Origin of the sequence: Novosphingobium sp., assembly GCF_039595395.1 — a bacterium.
Classification (GTDB): Bacteria; Pseudomonadota; Alphaproteobacteria; order Sphingomonadales; family Sphingomonadaceae; genus Novosphingobium.
In genome coordinates this window covers 585,188-600,378 of record NZ_JBCNLP010000006.1, presented here as the reverse complement: position 1 = coordinate 600,378, position 15,191 = coordinate 585,188, and the positions used below count along the sequence as shown (strand labels likewise).

General features: G+C 63.1%; 22 protein-coding genes. 13 read left to right on the top strand and 9 right to left on the bottom strand.

Annotated features, from left to right (window positions below):
- Positions 1 to 3: 3 nt before the first annotated feature.
- Positions 4 to 894: a LysR family transcriptional regulator gene (locus ABDW49_RS22655; protein WP_343615470.1), complete on the bottom strand. Its 891-nt coding sequence runs from the start codon at positions 892 to 894 to the stop codon at positions 4 to 6.
- Between the two features lie 127 nt (positions 895 to 1,021).
- Between ABDW49_RS22655 and ABDW49_RS22650 the strand changes: the two genes are divergently transcribed.
- The 3 genes from ABDW49_RS22650 (at position 1,022) to ABDW49_RS22640 (ending at position 4,594) form a co-directional block, all read left to right on the top strand.
- Complete coding sequence (locus tag ABDW49_RS22650) at positions 1,022 to 1,879, top strand: aldo/keto reductase (protein WP_343615468.1); 858 nt, start codon at positions 1,022 to 1,024, stop codon at positions 1,877 to 1,879.
- A gap of 21 nt (positions 1,880 to 1,900) precedes the next feature.
- A complete protein-coding gene (locus ABDW49_RS22645; RefSeq protein ID WP_343615466.1) occupies positions 1,901 to 2,374 on the top strand; it encodes a cupin domain-containing protein in 474 nt (157 codons plus the stop codon).
- A 222-nt stretch (positions 2,375 to 2,596) separates the two neighbouring features.
- Positions 2,597 to 4,594: an HWE histidine kinase domain-containing protein gene (locus ABDW49_RS22640; protein WP_343615465.1), complete on the top strand. Its 1,998-nt coding sequence runs from the start codon at positions 2,597 to 2,599 to the stop codon at positions 4,592 to 4,594.
- 28 nt (positions 4,595 to 4,622) lie between these two features.
- On the opposite strand, the gene ABDW49_RS22635 is transcribed toward ABDW49_RS22640, so the two are convergent.
- On the bottom strand, positions 4,623 to 4,985 hold the full coding sequence (locus ABDW49_RS22635; RefSeq protein ID WP_343615463.1) for a response regulator: 363 nt from the start codon (positions 4,983 to 4,985) through the stop codon (positions 4,623 to 4,625).
- Between the two features lie 340 nt (positions 4,986 to 5,325).
- Between ABDW49_RS22635 and ABDW49_RS22630 the strand changes: the two genes are divergently transcribed.
- From ABDW49_RS22630 to ABDW49_RS22600, 7 genes are all read left to right on the top strand, one after another.
- The gene (locus ABDW49_RS22630; RefSeq protein WP_343615461.1) at positions 5,326 to 5,514 is read left to right on the top strand and encodes a hypothetical protein; all 189 of its coding nucleotides are present in this window, start codon (positions 5,326 to 5,328) and stop codon (positions 5,512 to 5,514) included.
- A gap of 159 nt (positions 5,515 to 5,673) precedes the next feature.
- Positions 5,674 to 5,991 (top strand): DUF6481 family protein, encoded by a 318-nt coding sequence (locus tag ABDW49_RS22625; RefSeq protein WP_343615459.1) that lies wholly within the window; start codon positions 5,674 to 5,676, stop codon positions 5,989 to 5,991.
- Positions 5,992 to 6,059: 68 nt separating this feature from the next.
- Entirely contained in the window at positions 6,060 to 6,755 is a 696-nt protein-coding gene (locus ABDW49_RS22620; RefSeq protein ID WP_343617364.1) for a spermidine synthase, read from the top strand.
- Between the two features lie 234 nt (positions 6,756 to 6,989).
- A complete protein-coding gene (locus tag ABDW49_RS22615; RefSeq protein ID WP_343615457.1) occupies positions 6,990 to 7,196 on the top strand; it encodes a cold-shock protein in 207 nt (68 codons plus the stop codon).
- Between the two features lie 229 nt (positions 7,197 to 7,425).
- Entirely contained in the window at positions 7,426 to 7,560 is a 135-nt protein-coding gene (locus ABDW49_RS22610) for a hypothetical protein (protein ID WP_343615455.1), read from the top strand.
- A 41-nt stretch (positions 7,561 to 7,601) separates the two neighbouring features.
- Positions 7,602 to 7,811, top strand: coding sequence for a hypothetical protein (locus tag ABDW49_RS22605; RefSeq protein WP_343615454.1), 210 nt, complete (start codon positions 7,602 to 7,604; stop codon positions 7,809 to 7,811).
- The gene (locus ABDW49_RS22600) at positions 7,808 to 8,041 is read left to right on the top strand and encodes a hypothetical protein (protein ID WP_343615452.1); all 234 of its coding nucleotides are present in this window, start codon (positions 7,808 to 7,810) and stop codon (positions 8,039 to 8,041) included. The genes ABDW49_RS22605 and ABDW49_RS22600 overlap by 4 nt, the downstream gene beginning before the upstream one ends.
- 110 nt (positions 8,042 to 8,151) lie before the next feature.
- Here ABDW49_RS22600 and ABDW49_RS22595 read toward each other — a convergent pair whose 3' ends face one another.
- From ABDW49_RS22595 to ABDW49_RS22565, 7 genes are all read right to left on the bottom strand, one after another.
- Positions 8,152 to 8,412, bottom strand: a complete 261-nt coding sequence (locus ABDW49_RS22595; RefSeq protein ID WP_343615450.1) for a hypothetical protein — start codon at positions 8,410 to 8,412, stop codon at positions 8,152 to 8,154.
- A gap of 175 nt (positions 8,413 to 8,587) precedes the next feature.
- A complete protein-coding gene (gene arsH, locus ABDW49_RS22590; protein ID WP_343615448.1) occupies positions 8,588 to 9,328 on the bottom strand; it encodes an arsenical resistance protein ArsH in 741 nt (246 codons plus the stop codon).
- Positions 9,325 to 9,957, bottom strand: coding sequence for an MIP/aquaporin family protein (locus tag ABDW49_RS22585; protein WP_343617362.1), 633 nt, complete (start codon positions 9,955 to 9,957; stop codon positions 9,325 to 9,327). Before ABDW49_RS22585 ends, arsH begins: the two co-directional genes overlap by 4 nt.
- Positions 9,958 to 9,990: 33 nt before the next feature.
- Positions 9,991 to 10,530 carry an N-acetyltransferase family protein gene (locus ABDW49_RS22580; protein WP_343615447.1) on the bottom strand — a complete coding sequence of 180 codons (540 nt, stop codon included), beginning with the start codon at positions 10,528 to 10,530 and terminating at the stop codon, positions 9,991 to 9,993.
- A complete protein-coding gene (gene arsC / locus ABDW49_RS22575) occupies positions 10,531 to 10,965 on the bottom strand; it encodes an arsenate reductase (glutaredoxin) (RefSeq protein ID WP_343615445.1) in 435 nt (144 codons plus the stop codon).
- The gene (locus tag ABDW49_RS22570) at positions 10,962 to 11,483 is read right to left on the bottom strand and encodes an arsenate reductase ArsC (protein WP_343615443.1); all 522 of its coding nucleotides are present in this window, start codon (positions 11,481 to 11,483) and stop codon (positions 10,962 to 10,964) included. The genes arsC and ABDW49_RS22570 overlap by 4 nt, the downstream gene beginning before the upstream one ends.
- Positions 11,480 to 11,842, bottom strand: a complete 363-nt coding sequence (locus ABDW49_RS22565) for a helix-turn-helix transcriptional regulator (RefSeq protein WP_343615441.1) — start codon at positions 11,840 to 11,842, stop codon at positions 11,480 to 11,482. Before ABDW49_RS22565 ends, ABDW49_RS22570 begins: the two co-directional genes overlap by 4 nt.
- A 534-nt stretch (positions 11,843 to 12,376) precedes the next feature.
- Here ABDW49_RS22565 and ABDW49_RS22560 point away from each other — a divergent pair.
- The 3 genes from ABDW49_RS22560 (at position 12,377) to ABDW49_RS22550 (ending at position 15,188) form a co-directional block, all read left to right on the top strand.
- On the top strand, positions 12,377 to 12,706 hold the full coding sequence (locus ABDW49_RS22560) for a hypothetical protein (RefSeq protein WP_343615440.1): 330 nt from the start codon (positions 12,377 to 12,379) through the stop codon (positions 12,704 to 12,706).
- A gap of 75 nt (positions 12,707 to 12,781) precedes the next feature.
- On the top strand, positions 12,782 to 14,044 hold the full coding sequence (locus tag ABDW49_RS22555; RefSeq protein WP_343615438.1) for a TolC family protein: 1,263 nt from the start codon (positions 12,782 to 12,784) through the stop codon (positions 14,042 to 14,044).
- A 10-nt stretch (positions 14,045 to 14,054) separates the two neighbouring features.
- Complete coding sequence (locus ABDW49_RS22550) at positions 14,055 to 15,188, top strand: efflux RND transporter periplasmic adaptor subunit (RefSeq protein WP_343617359.1); 1,134 nt, start codon at positions 14,055 to 14,057, stop codon at positions 15,186 to 15,188.
- Positions 15,189 to 15,191: the final 3 nt, after the last annotated feature.

Here is a 15,191-nt window from a genome sequence, read left to right as displayed (position 1 = left end):
GCGTCAGCCCTTGAACCGCAGCGCCTCCAGCAAAAGGCTGAAGGCGGGCGATGGCTGGCGACGGCTCGGATAATAGAGGTAATAGCCGTCGAAGGGCTCGCACCAATCCTCCAGCACCGGCTCCAGCGCGCCCGAGGCCAAGAGCGGCGCGGCCCGGTCCTCCACCAGATGCACAAGGCCATGCCCCTGAACCGCCGCCGCCACGAGGAGTTCGACATCGTTGAACACCAGCTGGCCGTCGACCTTGACCTTCAGCTCCCGTCCGTCCTGTTCATATTCCCAACTGTAGAGGTTTCCGCTCGGCATCCGCAGATTGATGCAGCGATGGCGGGACAGATCATGCGGCGTCGCCGGGCGGCCATGTTTGGCGAAATAGGCCGGGGCTCCCGCCGTCACCATGCGCAGGCGCGGGCCGATCCTCACCGCGATCATGTCCTGCTCCAGCCTTTCCCCCAGACGAATGCCCGCATCGTAGCGCCCGGCGACAATGTCGGTCAGCCCGGCATTGACGTTGATCTCGACACGAATGTCGGGATAGCGGGCAACGAGCCGGTCGACCGCCGGCCACAACAGGGTGCGCGCCGAATGTTCGGCGGCCGAGATGCGGATGGTTCCGGCAGGCTGATCGCGCAAGGCCGTGAGCGACGCGATCCTGGCATCGATCTGCTCCAGCGCCGGGCCGAGTGTTTCCAGCAGCCGCTCCCCCGCTTCGGTGGGCGCGATGCTGCGCGAGGACCGGTTGAGCAGGCGCAGGCCCAATTTGCCCTCCAGCCGGCGCAGGGAATGGCTCAGCGCCGATTGCGACACACCCAGTTGCGCCGCAGCCTTGGTGAAGCTGCCCGCCTGCGCGACAGCCTGAAACATCGCCAGACTTCCAAGATCGTCGCGATACATGCCGCCGCTCCTCACATCCATTCCATGACTCAGTGTCATGGCGCCATGCCGATTACCACCTCTGTTCGCAAGGACGGTGCTGGCATATGATGGCTGTCAGAACGTGCCTCCCTTGAAAGCGACGATCATGACCAGCACCACGCCCACCGTCACCCTGAACAATGGCGTCCACATGCCGATCCTGGGCTTCGGCGTGTTTCAGGTGCCCGATCCGGCCGAGTGCGAAAGAAGCGTGCGCGATGCCATCGACGTGGGTTACCGCCTGCTCGATACCGCCCGCTCCTATGGCAATGAGGAGGCCGTCGGCGCGGCCATCCGCAGCCATGGCATCGACCGGGGCGAGCTGTTCGTCACCACCAAGCTGTGGATCGAGGATGCCAGCTATGAAGGCGCCAAGGCCGCCTTCGAACGGTCGCTCAACAAATTGCAGCTCGATTATCTCGACCTCTGGCTGATCCACCAGCCCTATGGCGATGTCTATGGCGCGTGGCGGGCCATGGAGGAACTCTATCGCGCCGGGCGCATCCGCGCGATCGGCATCAGCAACTTCTATCCCGATCGCGCGCTGGACTTCGTGCTGCACAACCAGATCACCCCGGCGGTAAACCAGATCGAGATCCATCCCTTCCATCAACAGCATGATGCGCAGCAACTGCTGCGCGACCACGCGATCCAGCCCGAGGCATGGGGCCCCTTCGCCGAGGGCAAGAACGGCCTGTTCACCCATGAGGCCCTGCAGGCCATCGGCCACAAGCATGGCAAGAGCGTCGCGCAGGTGGTGCTACGCTGGCTGATCCAGCGCGGCATCGTGGCCATCCCCAAGTCGGTCCGCAAGGAACGCATGGCCGAGAATTTCGCGGTGTTCGATTTCGCGCTGGATCAGGACGATATCGCGGCCATCGCGGCGCTGGACCAGAAGGCCAGCAGCTTCTTCGATCACCACGACCCGGCGATGGTCCAATGGCTCGGCACGCGCAAGCTTTGACGGCAAAACCATAAGAGAGGGATGATGATGAAACTGACGGCAAAAATCATGATGGCTCCCGCCATGGCCCTTTCCATCGCTGCGAGTGCCGCCCATGGCCAACCCGCGCTCTTTCCCAAGGGGGAGCTTTCGACGACCAGGAATCACACCGGTGATATCTGGCTCAAGGAACTCAATGTCGGGGACGATGTGTTCGACCCCAGTATCGCCGTTGCCGATTACGGGCCGGGCGCAAAACTGGACTGGCATGTCCATCCCGGCGGGCAGGTTCTGGTGATCACCCAGGGCACAGGTTACTATCAGGAAAAGGGAGAGCCGGCCCGGCTGGTGCACAAGGGCGATGTCATCAAGTCAGCGCCGGGTGTCGAGCATTGGCATGGCGCGACGCCCAGCTCGGATTTCTCCTATTTCGCCGTGACCCCCACGCAAAAAGGCAAGACGGTCTGGCTCAAGCCGGTGACGCCGGCCGAATACGATCACGCGGCGGCCCAATGATCGCCTGCGCGTAAGCCTCATTCGAACACGTTTGACGCGGCGGGCTGCGCTCCGCAGAGGCATAACAAACAGCCTTTTCAAAGCGAGGCTGTTGCAGTTGGGCGATGGTCGGATCTGCCGTCCATCACCCAACTGACGCTCAAGGCACCTTTCCCTCAAGTTGACAGCAGACAAGCCAGCCAGCGCGCGATACAGGGACATCGCGGGCAAGGAGGGCAGCGCTTGGATCGGGAAAAGCAACAGGATCTGGAACGGATCGCGGGGATGGAAGCGGTTCCCGCCATTCTGGCGATGGTCTGCCACACCACCTCCATGGGCTTTGCCGCCATCGCCAGCGTCACCGAGAAGCAGTGGCTGGCCTGCGCCACGCGCGACGAGATCGCCTTTGGCCTGCTGCCCGGTGGCGAGCTGCCGCTGGAAACCACGATCTGTCATGAGATCAGGGACCATCGCCAGCCGGTCATCATCGAGGATGTCGCCGCCGATCCGATTTACTGCCATCATCACACGCCCGCGCTCTATGGGTTGCGCAGCTATGTGTCTTTCCCGATCCTGCTGCCGGACGGGTCGTTCTTCGGCACGCTGTGCGCCATCGATCCGCAGCCCCGCAAGCTCAACACACCGGAAGTTCTCAACACCTTCAAATTGCTGTCGGATCTGATCGCCAAACATCTGGCGACAGCGCGGCAGATGGCGGTGATCGAGGATCTGCTGCTGCAACGCGATCGCCTGATCGTGCAATTGCGCTCGGCACGGGACGGCGCTCTGGACGAGCTGCGCCGCGCCAGCGCCATGTTCGACGACGCGCCCAGCTTCATGGCGGTGCTGGAAGGCCCGGAGCATATCTTCGTCTCCGCCAATCCGGCCTATCGCGCGTTGATCGACCAGCGCAGCGTGATCGGGCGCACCGTGGCCGAAGCCCTGCCCGAAGCGGCCGAGCAGGGCTTCGTGGCGCTGCTCGACAGGGTCTATGCCGAGGGCGAGCCATTCTCCATGCGCGGCGCCCATTTCATCGCGGCAACCAGACCGGGCGAATCCTCCACCGACCGTTTTCTGGATTTCCTCTATCAGCCGATCAAGGAGGCCGGGAGCGTGACCGGCATCTTCGTCGTCGGCCATGATGTGACCGATCGCGTGAAGCAGGTGCGGCGTCAGGCCGCGCTGGCGGAACTGGGTGAAAAGCTGCGCACCATGCGCGATCCGGCGCAGATCACCCATACCGCCGCGCAGATCATGGCCGAAGCGCTGCAGGCGACCCGCGCGGGTCTGGGCACCGTCGATCCCGAGCGGGAAACGGTGGTGATGCACCGCAACTGGTGCGCGCAGGGGGCCGGGTCGGTGGAGGGCACCTTCCGCTTCCGCGATTTCGGCAGCTTCATCGAGGATCTGAAGCAGCGCGAAACGGTGATCGTGGCCGATGTCAGAACCGATCCAAGGACCATGGCCAATGCGCAGGCCATGGCTGATCTGGGCATTCGCGTGCTGCTCAATTTCCCGGTTTTCGAGCAGGATCGCTTTGTGCTGGTCGCCTTCGTCCATTTCGACGATCTGCGCCAACTCTCGCAGGACGACATCAGCTTCGTCGAACAGGTGGCCGATCGCACCCAGGCAGCGCTGGCGCGGCTGAAGGCCGAGGAGCGGCAGAACACGCTCAACCACGAATTGGCGCATCGCATGAAGAACCTGCTGGCGATGGTTCAGGCCATCACCAGCTACACGCTGAGGCATACCACCAACCTGGACGAAGGCGCCCGAACGATCGCCGCGCGGTTGCAGACCATGGCGCAGGCGCAGGACATCCTGATCGCCACCTCATGGAAGGCGGCCGATATCCATGCCGTGGCTCATACCACGCTGGCCCCCCATCAGGGTGATCGCAGCAGGATCGCCATAGCGGGGCCCTCGATCATCCTGAATGCCGATCAGGTCCTTGGTCTGGCCCTGACGCTGCATGAACTGGCCACCAACGCCACGAAATATGGCGCGCTCTCGAATGATACGGGCACCATCGAGCTGAACTGGGATCTGGCCGGGGAACACTTTACCCTGGCCTGGACCGAACAGGGCGGCCCCACCGTCTTGCCGCCGACGCGGCGCGGTCTGGGTTCCCGCTTGATCGACAATGCCGCATCCTCGCATTTTGGCGGAACCGGCAGTGTCAGCTATGATCCGGAGGGATTGCGTTTCAGGCTCGAAGGAAAGCTTGTCGCGGCCAGCTAGGGCGTCCGCCAAAATGCCGCTGCCCGTGTCAGGCCGCCATATGTTGCAGGGCGCTGATCACATGAGGAAGGTCGAAAGGCTTGGGGATGAAGATCGCCTTCCCCGGCAGGGCGCCCCCCAAAGGCCGAACCTTTCCGGAGGTCACGATCAGGGCAATCAGCGGCCAGCGGTCATGGATACGGGCCGCCAGCCCCAGCCCGTTCATGCTGCCCGGCATATCGATGTCGGTGAACACCAGACGGATGTCTGCCCTGCTTTCCAGAAGGGACATGGCCGCATCGGCATCGGGCGCATCAATCGCCTCGAAGCCGGCTTCCTCGACGACATCCACGGCGAGCATCCGGAGAATCGGTTCGTCCTCGACCACGAGGACGACAGCCTTCTGCATCATCTTGGGGATTGTCCTGCTTCATTCGCCCTGGGTGCGACCGAACGAGACGGCGAATTGAGCCTCGGAGCCTATCGAGAAACTACCGGTCAAAGCACCATCCGTTCCCGAGCCTGCCAAATATTCTGCCGCGCCCGGTTTCCTTGAAGCCCGGATCGGCCCCGCCTATGGTGCGGTAAAATGCCCCGGATGAACGGAACCGTATCAAAGCGCGCTTGTTTCTTGATGTTAAGCTTCGATCGGAAAGCATTCCGCCTCAGCATGACGGTGAGACCGGGCCTCCACCACCCCCGCCCGGACACACCTTCTCAAGCGGGATGGCGACCGATCGAAAGCGAAGCCCATGCCCCTCACCTTTTCCGATTTGCATGAAACCAGTTGGAAAGCGCAGTTGCTTTCCCGAGCAGCAATGAACGCCATCGACCACCGGGAAGACGCAAGGCGGAAAATCGCCACGAATGAGGCTCAATCCTTGCTGGACCATCTCTGGCGTCTGGGTTTCAGACCAACAGATACCGGCCCTGCCTTTTAATGCATCCTTCCTCTCCCGCAGGTTGACCTGCCCGCCTCGCACGCCGCATTCACTTGGACAGCGCCTGCCAACCATGCTAGCGCTTAAAAGCCGTCATTGCACTGATGACGCTGGCGCATGGATGCGTCCCCTTGAACGCAGAAAGCGTCTCTTACTCCCATGACAGCCTATAAAGAGCCTGGTTTCCAGGACAGGATAGCGGTTGCCACTCGCGCCCGAGAAAGCGCGATTGCCCGTTTGAAAACCAAGCCTGCCACTGATCCGGCCCAGTTGGTCGCAAAGGCCAAAAAGGCGCTTGAACGCGAAGCCGCGCAGGCCACCCGCCTGGCCACACTCGCGCAAGCCCGTCGTCAGGCCAAGGCCGAGAAGCTGGCAAAGCAGCTTGCCAAAGACATGCCCGCCCCCACGGAGGCCGAACGCAAGGCCATCCGCGATGCACGCTATGCCGCGCGCAAGGCACGCACGTCATCGCACTAGAACACAACGCCGAGCTTGCTTCGCCCCCTCGCCCTTCGGCTTCCTCCGGCTCACCCGGCCGCATTTCCCTGCCCGGTCACGATCTGATAGCCACCGCGCTTGTTCCCGATGGCGGCGAACTGCGGCTGGTGCAGCGTGGCCAGGAATTCACCATCCTGCTCGATTGCACCGAGCTGATGAGCACCCGTGCCAGCGCTTCGGAAGAAGCCCTGGCCACCATGACCTGCGAAAGGCTGGCAGGCAGGCCCACGCTCGATCTGCTGATCGGCGGCTATGGCATGGGCTATACGCTGCGGGCGGCGCTTTCCGTGCTGGAGGCCGATGCCAGCGTCACTCTGGCCGAGCTGGTGCCCGAGATCATCGCATGGGCGCGTGGCCCCATGGAAAAGCTGACGGCATCCTGCCTCGATGACCCGCGCGTTGTGCTGGTCACCGAGGATGTCGCCATGCTGATCGATGCGGCCCGCGACGCCTATGACGCGATCCTGCTCGATGTCGACAATGGGCCGGAAGGCATCACCCGGCGCGTCAACGATCATCTTTACACGATGGATGGTTTGCACGCCGTCACATCGGCCCTGAAACCGGGAGGCATTCTTGCCGTATGGTCCGCCTTCCCCGATCCGGCTTTCACCGCGCGCCTTGTGGCAAGCGGCTTTCTGGTGGAGGAAATCGTCACCAGCGAGGATAAGGATCATCGCGGTTCGGAGCATGTCATCTGGTTCGCCAGCCGCCCCGAACCGAAGGCTGAACGCCATTTTTAACAAACACATCGACAAAGACAGGGGGCCTTCGCCACGCAACCGGAAGGCATCGCCCCTTGACTTTTCCACATCCTGACCACATATAGGCTTGGCTAACGTCGCCTGCGACGGAACTTGACCCCCGGATTTGATTTACGAATCCAATTCCTGTGGGGCTCTCCTTCCTTTCCCACGCTTCCGGCTCCATCCGCGCTGTTGCGGGTGGGTACTCGTTTTCGTGAAAAGGAAACACCCATGCCTATCGGCACCGTCAAATTCTTCAACACCGACAAGGGCTATGGCTTCATTCAGCCCGTCGATGGCGGCGAGGACAGCTTTGTCCATATCAGCGCTGTCGAGCGCGCCGGCATGGCGACGCTCAACAAGGACCAGCGCGTCAGCTACGAGATCGAGACCGATCGTCGCGGCAAGCAGTCCGCCGTCAATCTGGCCTCGGCCTGAACCCGTTCGCCAGGGCTCGGCCTGAGCCTTGGGAACTGTCCGGCACATCGGGGGCTTCCCCCGATGGGTTGGCCCGTGTCCGGCCTGCTTGATGCGCCTTCGGGTGCGATCGCGGCCGGGCGCGGGAAAACCGCTGCGCGCGATCGCCGTCGATCGAAGCGCCCCCCCTCCCCTCATATCAAAGAGATCATACCGCGCCGACCGGCGCCCGATTTTTCGAGTCAATTTTATGTATATGCAATTGAAAAACAACCATCTTCCGATCAATCCCATTATCCTGGCGGCGCGACATCATCCCGTCGAGCCGCGCGGCGTCCTCTCTCCGGACGAGCTGCGCAGGATCGTGGCCGATATGGTCGACTGAGTTTCCCGAGGCTCTCCCGCCGCGCAGATCAGAGGATAAGCATGCCGTCACAAAGCGACTTCTATCTGGACTGCGCAGCGCAAAGCCGCCGCGAAGCGGAAGAGACGAGCCTGCCCAATGTGCGCGAGATTCGCTTGCAGGCTGCGGCAGTCTGGCAGTCCATGGCAGAGCGCACGAAACGGCTGGAGAAGCAGCGCGAACAGCGAGAGCAGCGCGCTCAATCACTTCAACAGGAAGGCTCATATCCATGAACCGGCCATTTCAACGCCGCGCCCAAGGCCCGACCTTGTCGCGCGAAGCGGCTGACCGGCAAGGGCGCATCCTGAGCATCGCGATTCAGACGCTTGGCGCTGGCGGGGCGATCACCTTCCTCAACACCCATGACACCAAGCTGGGCGCCAGACCGCTTGATCTGGCCATCGCCACTGCGGAAGGATTCCGCAAGGTTGAAGCCGTCATTCTGGCAAGCAAGGCGAGCTGAACAGGCGAGCGCAGAAGCCCGCGCAACGCCCTGCGGATTTGCTTGCCCCCTCGGACGAAAGGCGGCGGGCGGGTGATCTGGAAGCACAGACTTCCCTTTGCCGCCATCTGTCATAATCGCTCGCCATGGCTCGCCAGCCACCGCTTAAACAGACTGCCTTCAGCGAGCCGCTGAGCGGCAAGATGGTCAATCCGATCATATTCAAATTCGATGGTGAACAGGTGGCGGTCATGATCAGGCTGGCGCAATATGTGAATGATTGCCCGGCCTAAGTTCCATTCCTGCAATCTTGCCCCTTCATCATGGGAGGGGTTCAAGTCCTCCCCCACCCTCAGCATACGCACCGGCATGTTGAACACGACATTCATCATAGGGCTTCTCCGAGCCGCGCGGCCTTCCTCAATGCGATAATTATCAAAATAAATTATGGAGCGGGAGTCAAGGATAGCCCTGAAGTAGTCGCCACTTCATCATGCCGGAAGCAGCGAGGCTGATTGCTTCCCGACCTGCCTGAAGCCGGCCTGGTTTGGCAAAAGCGCCTGCACTTTACGCGCCAGCCAGATCCGCTTTCTCGACATGGGTCTCGACCGGGCGATCCTTCTCGACCCGCTCCGAATAGCGATCCACGAGCTGATCGGCATGCGGGCGCAGCAGCAGGGTGAAGCGCACCAGCTCCTCCATCACGTCGACCACCCGGTCGTAGTAGGCCGAGGGCTTCATCCGGCCCGCCTCGTCGAACTCCAGGTAGGCCTTGGGCACCGAGGACTGGTTGGGGATGGTGAACATGCGCATCCAGCGGCCCAGCACGCGCAACTGGTTGACCACGTTGAACGACTGCGAGCCGCCGCAGACCTGCATCACCGCCAGCGTCCTGCCCTGGGTCGGGCGCATCCCCTTCATGGCGAGGGGCAGATGGTCGATCTGCGCTTTCATGACCCCGGTGATCTGGCCATGCCGTTCAGGGCTGCACCAGACCTGCCCTTCGGACCAGAGCGAGAGTTCGCGCAGCTCCGCCACCGCCGGATGATCGTCGCCCGTCACCTGATCGGGGAGCGGCAGGTCGGAAGGATCGAAGATCCGCGTCTCGCAACCGAAATAGCGCAGCAAACGCGCGGATTCCTCGACCACCAACCGGGAATAGGACCGCTCCCGCAGAGAGCCGTAAAGCAACAGGATACGCGGCGGCGGGTCCATCGCCCCGAGCCCCAGCGCGGGATGGCGATGGGCATACTCAGGCTTGAGCGCGGGCAGATGGTCCGGATCGGGCAGGTCGCGCAAACGGTTCATAGGATGTCCTTGGCGGGAAACAGCGGTTTGGCGGCATGATGGGCCGCCAGCGCGCCGATGATCTGGGCAATGATGAAGCCAGCCACATTGGCTGGCGCGATGCCCGCGAAGGTATCGCTCAGGCAGCGCGCCACGGTGATGGCGGGATTGGCAAAGCTGGTGGAGGAGGTGAACCAATAGGCCGCCGTGATATAGAGCGCGACGCTGGCCGGCACCCAGGCAGCACGCGTCTGCACCGTGCCCAGAATGGTCAGCACGAGCCCGAAAGTCGCGATGCCTTCGCCAAGCCATTGGCCGGGGCCGGTGCGTATATGCTGCGAGACCTGCCAGACCGGCAGGTCGAACATGGCATGGGCGCTCCACACGCCCAGCACGCCGCCCGCCATTTGCGCTACCCCGTAAGTCAGCGCCGCCCTTGTGGTGATCGCATGACGCAGGCGCATCACCAGCGTCACCGCCGGGTTGAAATGCGCGCCCGACACCGGGCCCAACATGGTGATCAGCACAAAGAGCATCGCCCCGGTCGCCAGCGTGTTACCCAGCAAAGCAACCGCGACATTCCCGCCCGACAGCCGCTCGGCCATGATGCCCGAGCCGATGACGGTGGCGAACAGCAGGAAGCTGCCCAGAGCCTCGGCCCAAAAGAGATCTCTGCAAAGGGCTCATTGCGGTTCACGCTCAAGCGGCAGGCTGTCGCCAGCGCCCAGCGCGATCTGCATATAGACAGTGTCGAGCCAGCGCCCGAATTTGCGCCCGACGGCATGCATGCGCCCCGCATCGCGGAAGCCAAGGCTGGCATGCAGGGCGACCGAGGCTGGTTCGCCGCCACCCGCCACGGCGATCATCTGGCGAAAGCCGGCCTGCTCGGCCGCGACCAGCAAGGCCGCCAGCAACACCTTGCCGACGCCCTGCCCCAGATAATCGGGGTGCAGATAGATCGAGTCCTCGCAGGCCGCCGCATAGGCGGGGCGGTCCCGGAACTGGGTGGCATAGGCATAGCCGATCACCGCCCCGTCACGTTCGGCCACCAGAAATGGCCAGCCTCGCGCCAGGCACTCCTCGATCCTGGCCTCCGTGTCGTCGGTCGACCGCGGCACCGTGTCAAAGGTCGCGGTGCCATGCAGGACATGATGAGCATAGATGGCCGCAATCGCGCTGCCGTCCTGCACCGCAGCCTGCCTGATGGTGATCGCCGGTGCCATTCAGCCCGCCGTGATCCGCTTGCCTTCGGCATCGATCACCTGCTCGCCGTCTTCCTTGGCGAAGGCGCCGCGCTGCTGGGCGGGGATCAGGTCCAACACCTCCTCGGAGGGGCGGCACAGCTTGACGCCCAGCGGCGAGACCACCAGCGGTCGGTTGATCAGGATGGGGTGCTCCATCATCGCATCGATGAGCTGCACGTCGCTGAGATCCGGGTTGTCCAGGCCCAACTCGGCAAAAGGTGTGCCCTTCTCGCGCAGCAGCGCGCGCGGGGTGATCCCGGCCCGCGCGATCAGGCTTTCGAGCAGCGGGCGCGAGGGCGGCGTCTTGAGATATTCCACCACATGTGGCTCGATCCCGGCGTTGCGGATCATGGCCAGCGCATTGCGCGAGGTGCCGCATTCCGGGTTGTGATAGATGATGATGTCAGTGGTCACTGAGGGTTCTCCGCCTTGAGGCTGGCGCCTTCGATCTGGCCAATGTCCTTGAGCTTGCGCTCCGTCGCCATGCCATCGAGGACACTAAGCTTGAGCGACAGGAAAAGCTCAATGCGCCTGTGCAGATAAGAGATGGCATTGATAAACGCCTGGCCCTGACCGTCACCTTCGACGGCAGCGGGATCTTCGATACCCCAATGTGCGGTCATCGGATGGCCAAGCCAGACGGGACAGGCTTCGCCCGCCGCATTGTCGCAGACGGTGAAGATGAAATCGAACTGGGGCGCATCAGGGCCAGTGAATTCGCCCCAGCTTTTGGACCGCAGACCTGCGGTGTCGTAGCCAAGGCTGCCGAGTGTTTCGATGGCCATCGGGTGAACCTCACCCTTGGGATTGCTGCCCGCACTATAGGCGCGGAAGCGCCCCGCACCGTGATGGTTGGTGAGCACCTCTCCGATGATCGAGCGAGCCGAATTGCCGGTGCAGAGGAACAGCACGTTGAAGATGCGGTCAGTCATGCGACATCCTCCTCGGGTGCGGAGTGTGAGGGTGCAGAGGGGCTGGGGCAGCAGAGCAGGTCATCCGTGCAAGGGACACCGCCGCAACAATTCTCGGTGAGATAGCCCATCAGTGCGTTCATCGCCGGATAGTTAGCCGTGTAGATGATGAGGCGGCTCTGGCGACGCTGAGTGACCAGCCCGGCGTTCGCCAACGCTGCAAGATGGAAGCTCATGGAAGACGACACGACGCCCAGCTTTTCTCCAATCACACCGGCCGGCAAGCCTTCCTCACCCGCCTGGACCAGCAGGCGGAACGCCGCAAGGCGATGCTCCTGCGCGAGGGCTGCTAGGGCTTTGATGACGGCAAGAGCGTCCATCACAATCTCCATGATTCGATAAAGATCGAAATATAGAAGTGATCGGCGATCGTCAATCTCTCAAGATCCTGCCTCAGACCGAACCATCATCCGGGACGCCCCGCGCCCTGCTGCCCAAGCAAGACCTTTGATGCGATTGCCCTCGCGCCCGGAACATCCGCCTGACCGGTCATCTGCAATGCCATTGGAATTGCTCATCACCGCTTTTCGGAAGGAATTGAGCTTCGCGCCCTCAAGCTTTGTTTGAGCAAAACAAGCGCCTCAACGCGTGACACAGACTATAAACGCGTGGCGCAATACAGCCAATGTCGAAGAAAGAACGCTGAATGGATTTCCATATTGGGAAAAATATTTCTTGAAATCCATACCATTATTTAAAACAAAGATAATCTTTATGCAGATAATATGAGAACCCCCACGTAAAACATCTCAAAAAATCCATCGTCTCGTGATAAAATATCATTACTGAAAGCAGATCCTTCCAGCCGAATATTCCCCAGTGACGAATCATTCTCTTCTAGCTAAGGGATACCTGTGTTTCGCCGTGCCCGCCTTCTGCTGTGCTTGCTTGTCGCGTCACTGTTTGTGACGGCGACGGTGCATGCGCAGGAGATTTCGCTCGGCTCGATGATCGACTGCTCCGGGGTGGTTCACTCCAACGGTGACGCCGATCAGTCGAAGGGCGATGCCGACAAGGCCGTACCGCACCACCATGGTAGCTGTCAGGGGCCCTCGGCCTTTGCGCCGATCATCACCAGCGGTGATCTGCCGATCGCCCTGGCGGCTCCGGCCGCACCTGAGCATGCCACGACCGCGATCCATCGCTGGTCCACTGGCCCCGGACTGCGCCCTCCTATCTCCTGACCCATCGCATGCAGAGCCCATCGTCGCGCCTGCGGCGAAGGGGCACCCATGTCTCATGGTCAGGACACCTCAATCATGTATCGCTCTATCGCGGCTTTGCTGGCCGCTGCCTCCTGCGCGTCCCTAGCGCAGGCGCAAGACCTGCCGTCGGCGGGCTCCACGACGCCTGCCCTTACGCTTGATGATGCCGTTGCCGCTGCCGGTGGATCAGCGCCTGCCGCCGACGCGGCTCGCGCTGGCATCGATGCGGCGCGCGCCGCCCGGACGGTTGCGGGGCTACGCCCCAACCCGACGGTGCAAACCCAGGTCGAAAACATCGGTGGAACCGGGGTCTATCGCCAGTTCGACACCTCCCAAACGACGGTTTCCCTCGGGATTCCCGTTGAACTGGGCGGGAAGCGTTCAGCGCGTATCGCCGTGGCCAATGCGCAAACCGATCGCGCGCTCCTCGCCGCCGCGATCACTCAGGCCGACATCCGCCTTCAGGTTACACAGCTCTATATCGAAGCTGTCGCTGCCAAGCGGCGCGCCAACAATGCCGCCGAGCAACTGCGGATCGCCAAAGATACCGCAAGCGCCGCGCGAGTGCGGGTTCAGGCGGGGCGGGCCTCACCCATTGAGGAGCAACGGGCTGGTGTCGCCCAGGCCAACGCCGAGGCTGGCGTCGAGCGGGCCATGCGACTGGCCGATGCCGCGCGCACCAATCTGGCACGGCGGATCGCTCGCCCCGTTTCCGAGCCGTTGAACGCCACATGGCTGGAGAGCCTGCCAGCAAAGGGCTATGGCCCGCTGGAACCGATCAACGCCACCGGCACGCTGGCCTTGGCTGCCGCTGATGCGGATCTGGCGGTGGCCGATGCCGGTGTTCGCCTGGCGCGCTCGCAGCGCGTGCCGGATCTCAATGTCGGCCCCGGCGTACGCCATATCGCGCCGGGCGATGTTGCCTTTGTCGTGACCTTCTCGATGCCAATTCCGGTTTTCAACGCGGGATCGGCGGCGGTGTCTCAGGCCAGCGCACAACGCGTTCAGGCCGAGGCCCAGAAGCGCATGACCGCGCTCGATATGGAGCAGGCCATCACCGATGCGCAGGCAGAGGAGGCCAATGCGGCGACCACCGCCCGCACCGCCAATGGCCCGGCGCTGGCCGCCGCTCGGGAAGCGGCCCGCATCGCGCGCATCGGCTATCGCGAGGGCAAATTCGGCCAGCTCGATCTGCTCGATGCCGAACGCACGCTGGCTGACACGCGGATCGCCGCGATCGACGCGCTCGCCGCCTATCAGAATGCCAAGGCCCGGTTGGAGCGCCTGACCGCTCCCGCGCCAGAACAGGGGAATTGATCCGATGACGATGAAGAACAAGGCCATGGTTCTGGCCCCGCTGACGCTCGCCATCCTGCTTGGCGGATGCGGCGGCGAAGGGGCCAAAAAGGACGAACCCGCGCAGGAGAAGGCGCCAGGCGTCGATGAGAACAAGGTCACGCTGTCGGAAGACCAGATCCGGTCTGCTGGCATCCAGATCGCCTTGCCCACCATCGGCGGCTCCGGCGTGCTGGAAATCCCGGCCATAATCGAGGGCGATCCTCAGGGCACGCAGGTTGTTTCGGCCGCCATTGGGGGGCGCGTTGTGGCGCTGACCCGCAACCTCGGCCAGTCGGTCAGGCGTGGAGAAACGCTGGCGGTGATCGAAAGCCGGGAGGCGGCCCAGCTCAAGGGCGAGGTGCAGGCCACCCGCGCGCGCCTCGCGCTGGCCAATTCCAACCTCGCGCGCGAGCAGCGCTTGTTTGCCCAGCGCGTCTCGCCCGAACAGGATCTGATCGCCGCCCACACCGCCGCAACCGAGGCGCGCATCGCCTATACGCAGGCGCAGCAGCAGGTTTCCGCCGCTGGCGCCGGGGGCAGTGGCCTTAACCGGCTCGGCATTCCCGCGCCGATCTCGGGCCAGATCATTTCGCGCAGCGTCGTGCTGGGTCAGACGGTCGCGGCTGACGCGGAACTCTTCAGGGTTGCCAACCTCTCCCAGGTCTCGCTGCAACTGAGCCTTCAGCCCGCCGATGCCGGGCGGGTCCGCCCCGGCAACAGCGTTACCGTCACCGCTCCCGGTCGCAGCGCCACGGCGAGGATCACCTTCGTCTCACCGGCGCTCGATGCCCAGACACGGCAGGTTCCGGTGATTGCCACGCTCGACAACAAGGCCATGGAGTGGCGCGTGGGCGAGCCGGTGACGGCCGCTGTCCAGCTCACCGGCAGCGGTGGGGACAAGGCGGTGCGGGTGCCCAGCACCGCGATCCAGACGATCGAAGGCAAGTCGATGGTCTTCGTGCGAACGCAGACGGGCTTCCAGGCCATCCCCGTCACGCTCGGCGACAAGAGCGGCCCAAGCGTGATCGTGCTCTCCGGCCTGACGGGCCGTGAGCAGGTCGCCACGGTCAACAGCTTCACGCTCAAGGCCGAACTCGGCAAGAGCGAAGCGCAAGAGGACTGAGCC

Bases quoted from the DNA above. Each gene is read 5' to 3' on its own strand.
- ABDW49_RS22655 (WP_343615470.1), bottom strand. From the start codon at position 894: ATGTATCGCGACGATCTTGGAAGTCTGGCGATGTTTCAGGCTGTCGCG.
- ABDW49_RS22650 (WP_343615468.1), top strand. From the start codon at position 1,022: ATGACCAGCACCACGCCCACCGTCACCCTGAACAATGGCGTCCACATG.
- ABDW49_RS22645 (WP_343615466.1), top strand. From the start codon at position 1,901: ATGATGATGAAACTGACGGCAAAAATCATGATGGCTCCCGCCATGGCC.
- ABDW49_RS22635 (WP_343615463.1), bottom strand. From the start codon at position 4,985: ATGATGCAGAAGGCTGTCGTCCTCGTGGTCGAGGACGAACCGATTCTC.
- ABDW49_RS22630 (WP_343615461.1), top strand. From the start codon at position 5,326: ATGCCCCTCACCTTTTCCGATTTGCATGAAACCAGTTGGAAAGCGCAG.
- ABDW49_RS22625 (WP_343615459.1), top strand. From the start codon at position 5,674: ATGACAGCCTATAAAGAGCCTGGTTTCCAGGACAGGATAGCGGTTGCC.
- ABDW49_RS22615 (WP_343615457.1), top strand. From the start codon at position 6,990: ATGCCTATCGGCACCGTCAAATTCTTCAACACCGACAAGGGCTATGGC.
- ABDW49_RS22610 (WP_343615455.1), top strand. From the start codon at position 7,426: ATGTATATGCAATTGAAAAACAACCATCTTCCGATCAATCCCATTATC.
- ABDW49_RS22605 (WP_343615454.1), top strand. From the start codon at position 7,602: ATGCCGTCACAAAGCGACTTCTATCTGGACTGCGCAGCGCAAAGCCGC.
- ABDW49_RS22600 (WP_343615452.1), top strand. From the start codon at position 7,808: ATGAACCGGCCATTTCAACGCCGCGCCCAAGGCCCGACCTTGTCGCGC.
- ABDW49_RS22595 (WP_343615450.1), bottom strand. From the start codon at position 8,412: ATGATGAATGTCGTGTTCAACATGCCGGTGCGTATGCTGAGGGTGGGG.
- arsH (WP_343615448.1), bottom strand. From the start codon at position 9,328: ATGAACCGTTTGCGCGACCTGCCCGATCCGGACCATCTGCCCGCGCTC.
- ABDW49_RS22580 (WP_343615447.1), bottom strand. From the start codon at position 10,530: ATGGCACCGGCGATCACCATCAGGCAGGCTGCGGTGCAGGACGGCAGC.
- ABDW49_RS22570 (WP_343615443.1), bottom strand. From the start codon at position 11,483: ATGACTGACCGCATCTTCAACGTGCTGTTCCTCTGCACCGGCAATTCG.
- ABDW49_RS22565 (WP_343615441.1), bottom strand. From the start codon at position 11,842: ATGGACGCTCTTGCCGTCATCAAAGCCCTAGCAGCCCTCGCGCAGGAG.
- ABDW49_RS22555 (WP_343615438.1), top strand. From the start codon at position 12,782: ATGTATCGCTCTATCGCGGCTTTGCTGGCCGCTGCCTCCTGCGCGTCC.
- ABDW49_RS22550 (WP_343617359.1), top strand. From the start codon at position 14,055: ATGAAGAACAAGGCCATGGTTCTGGCCCCGCTGACGCTCGCCATCCTG.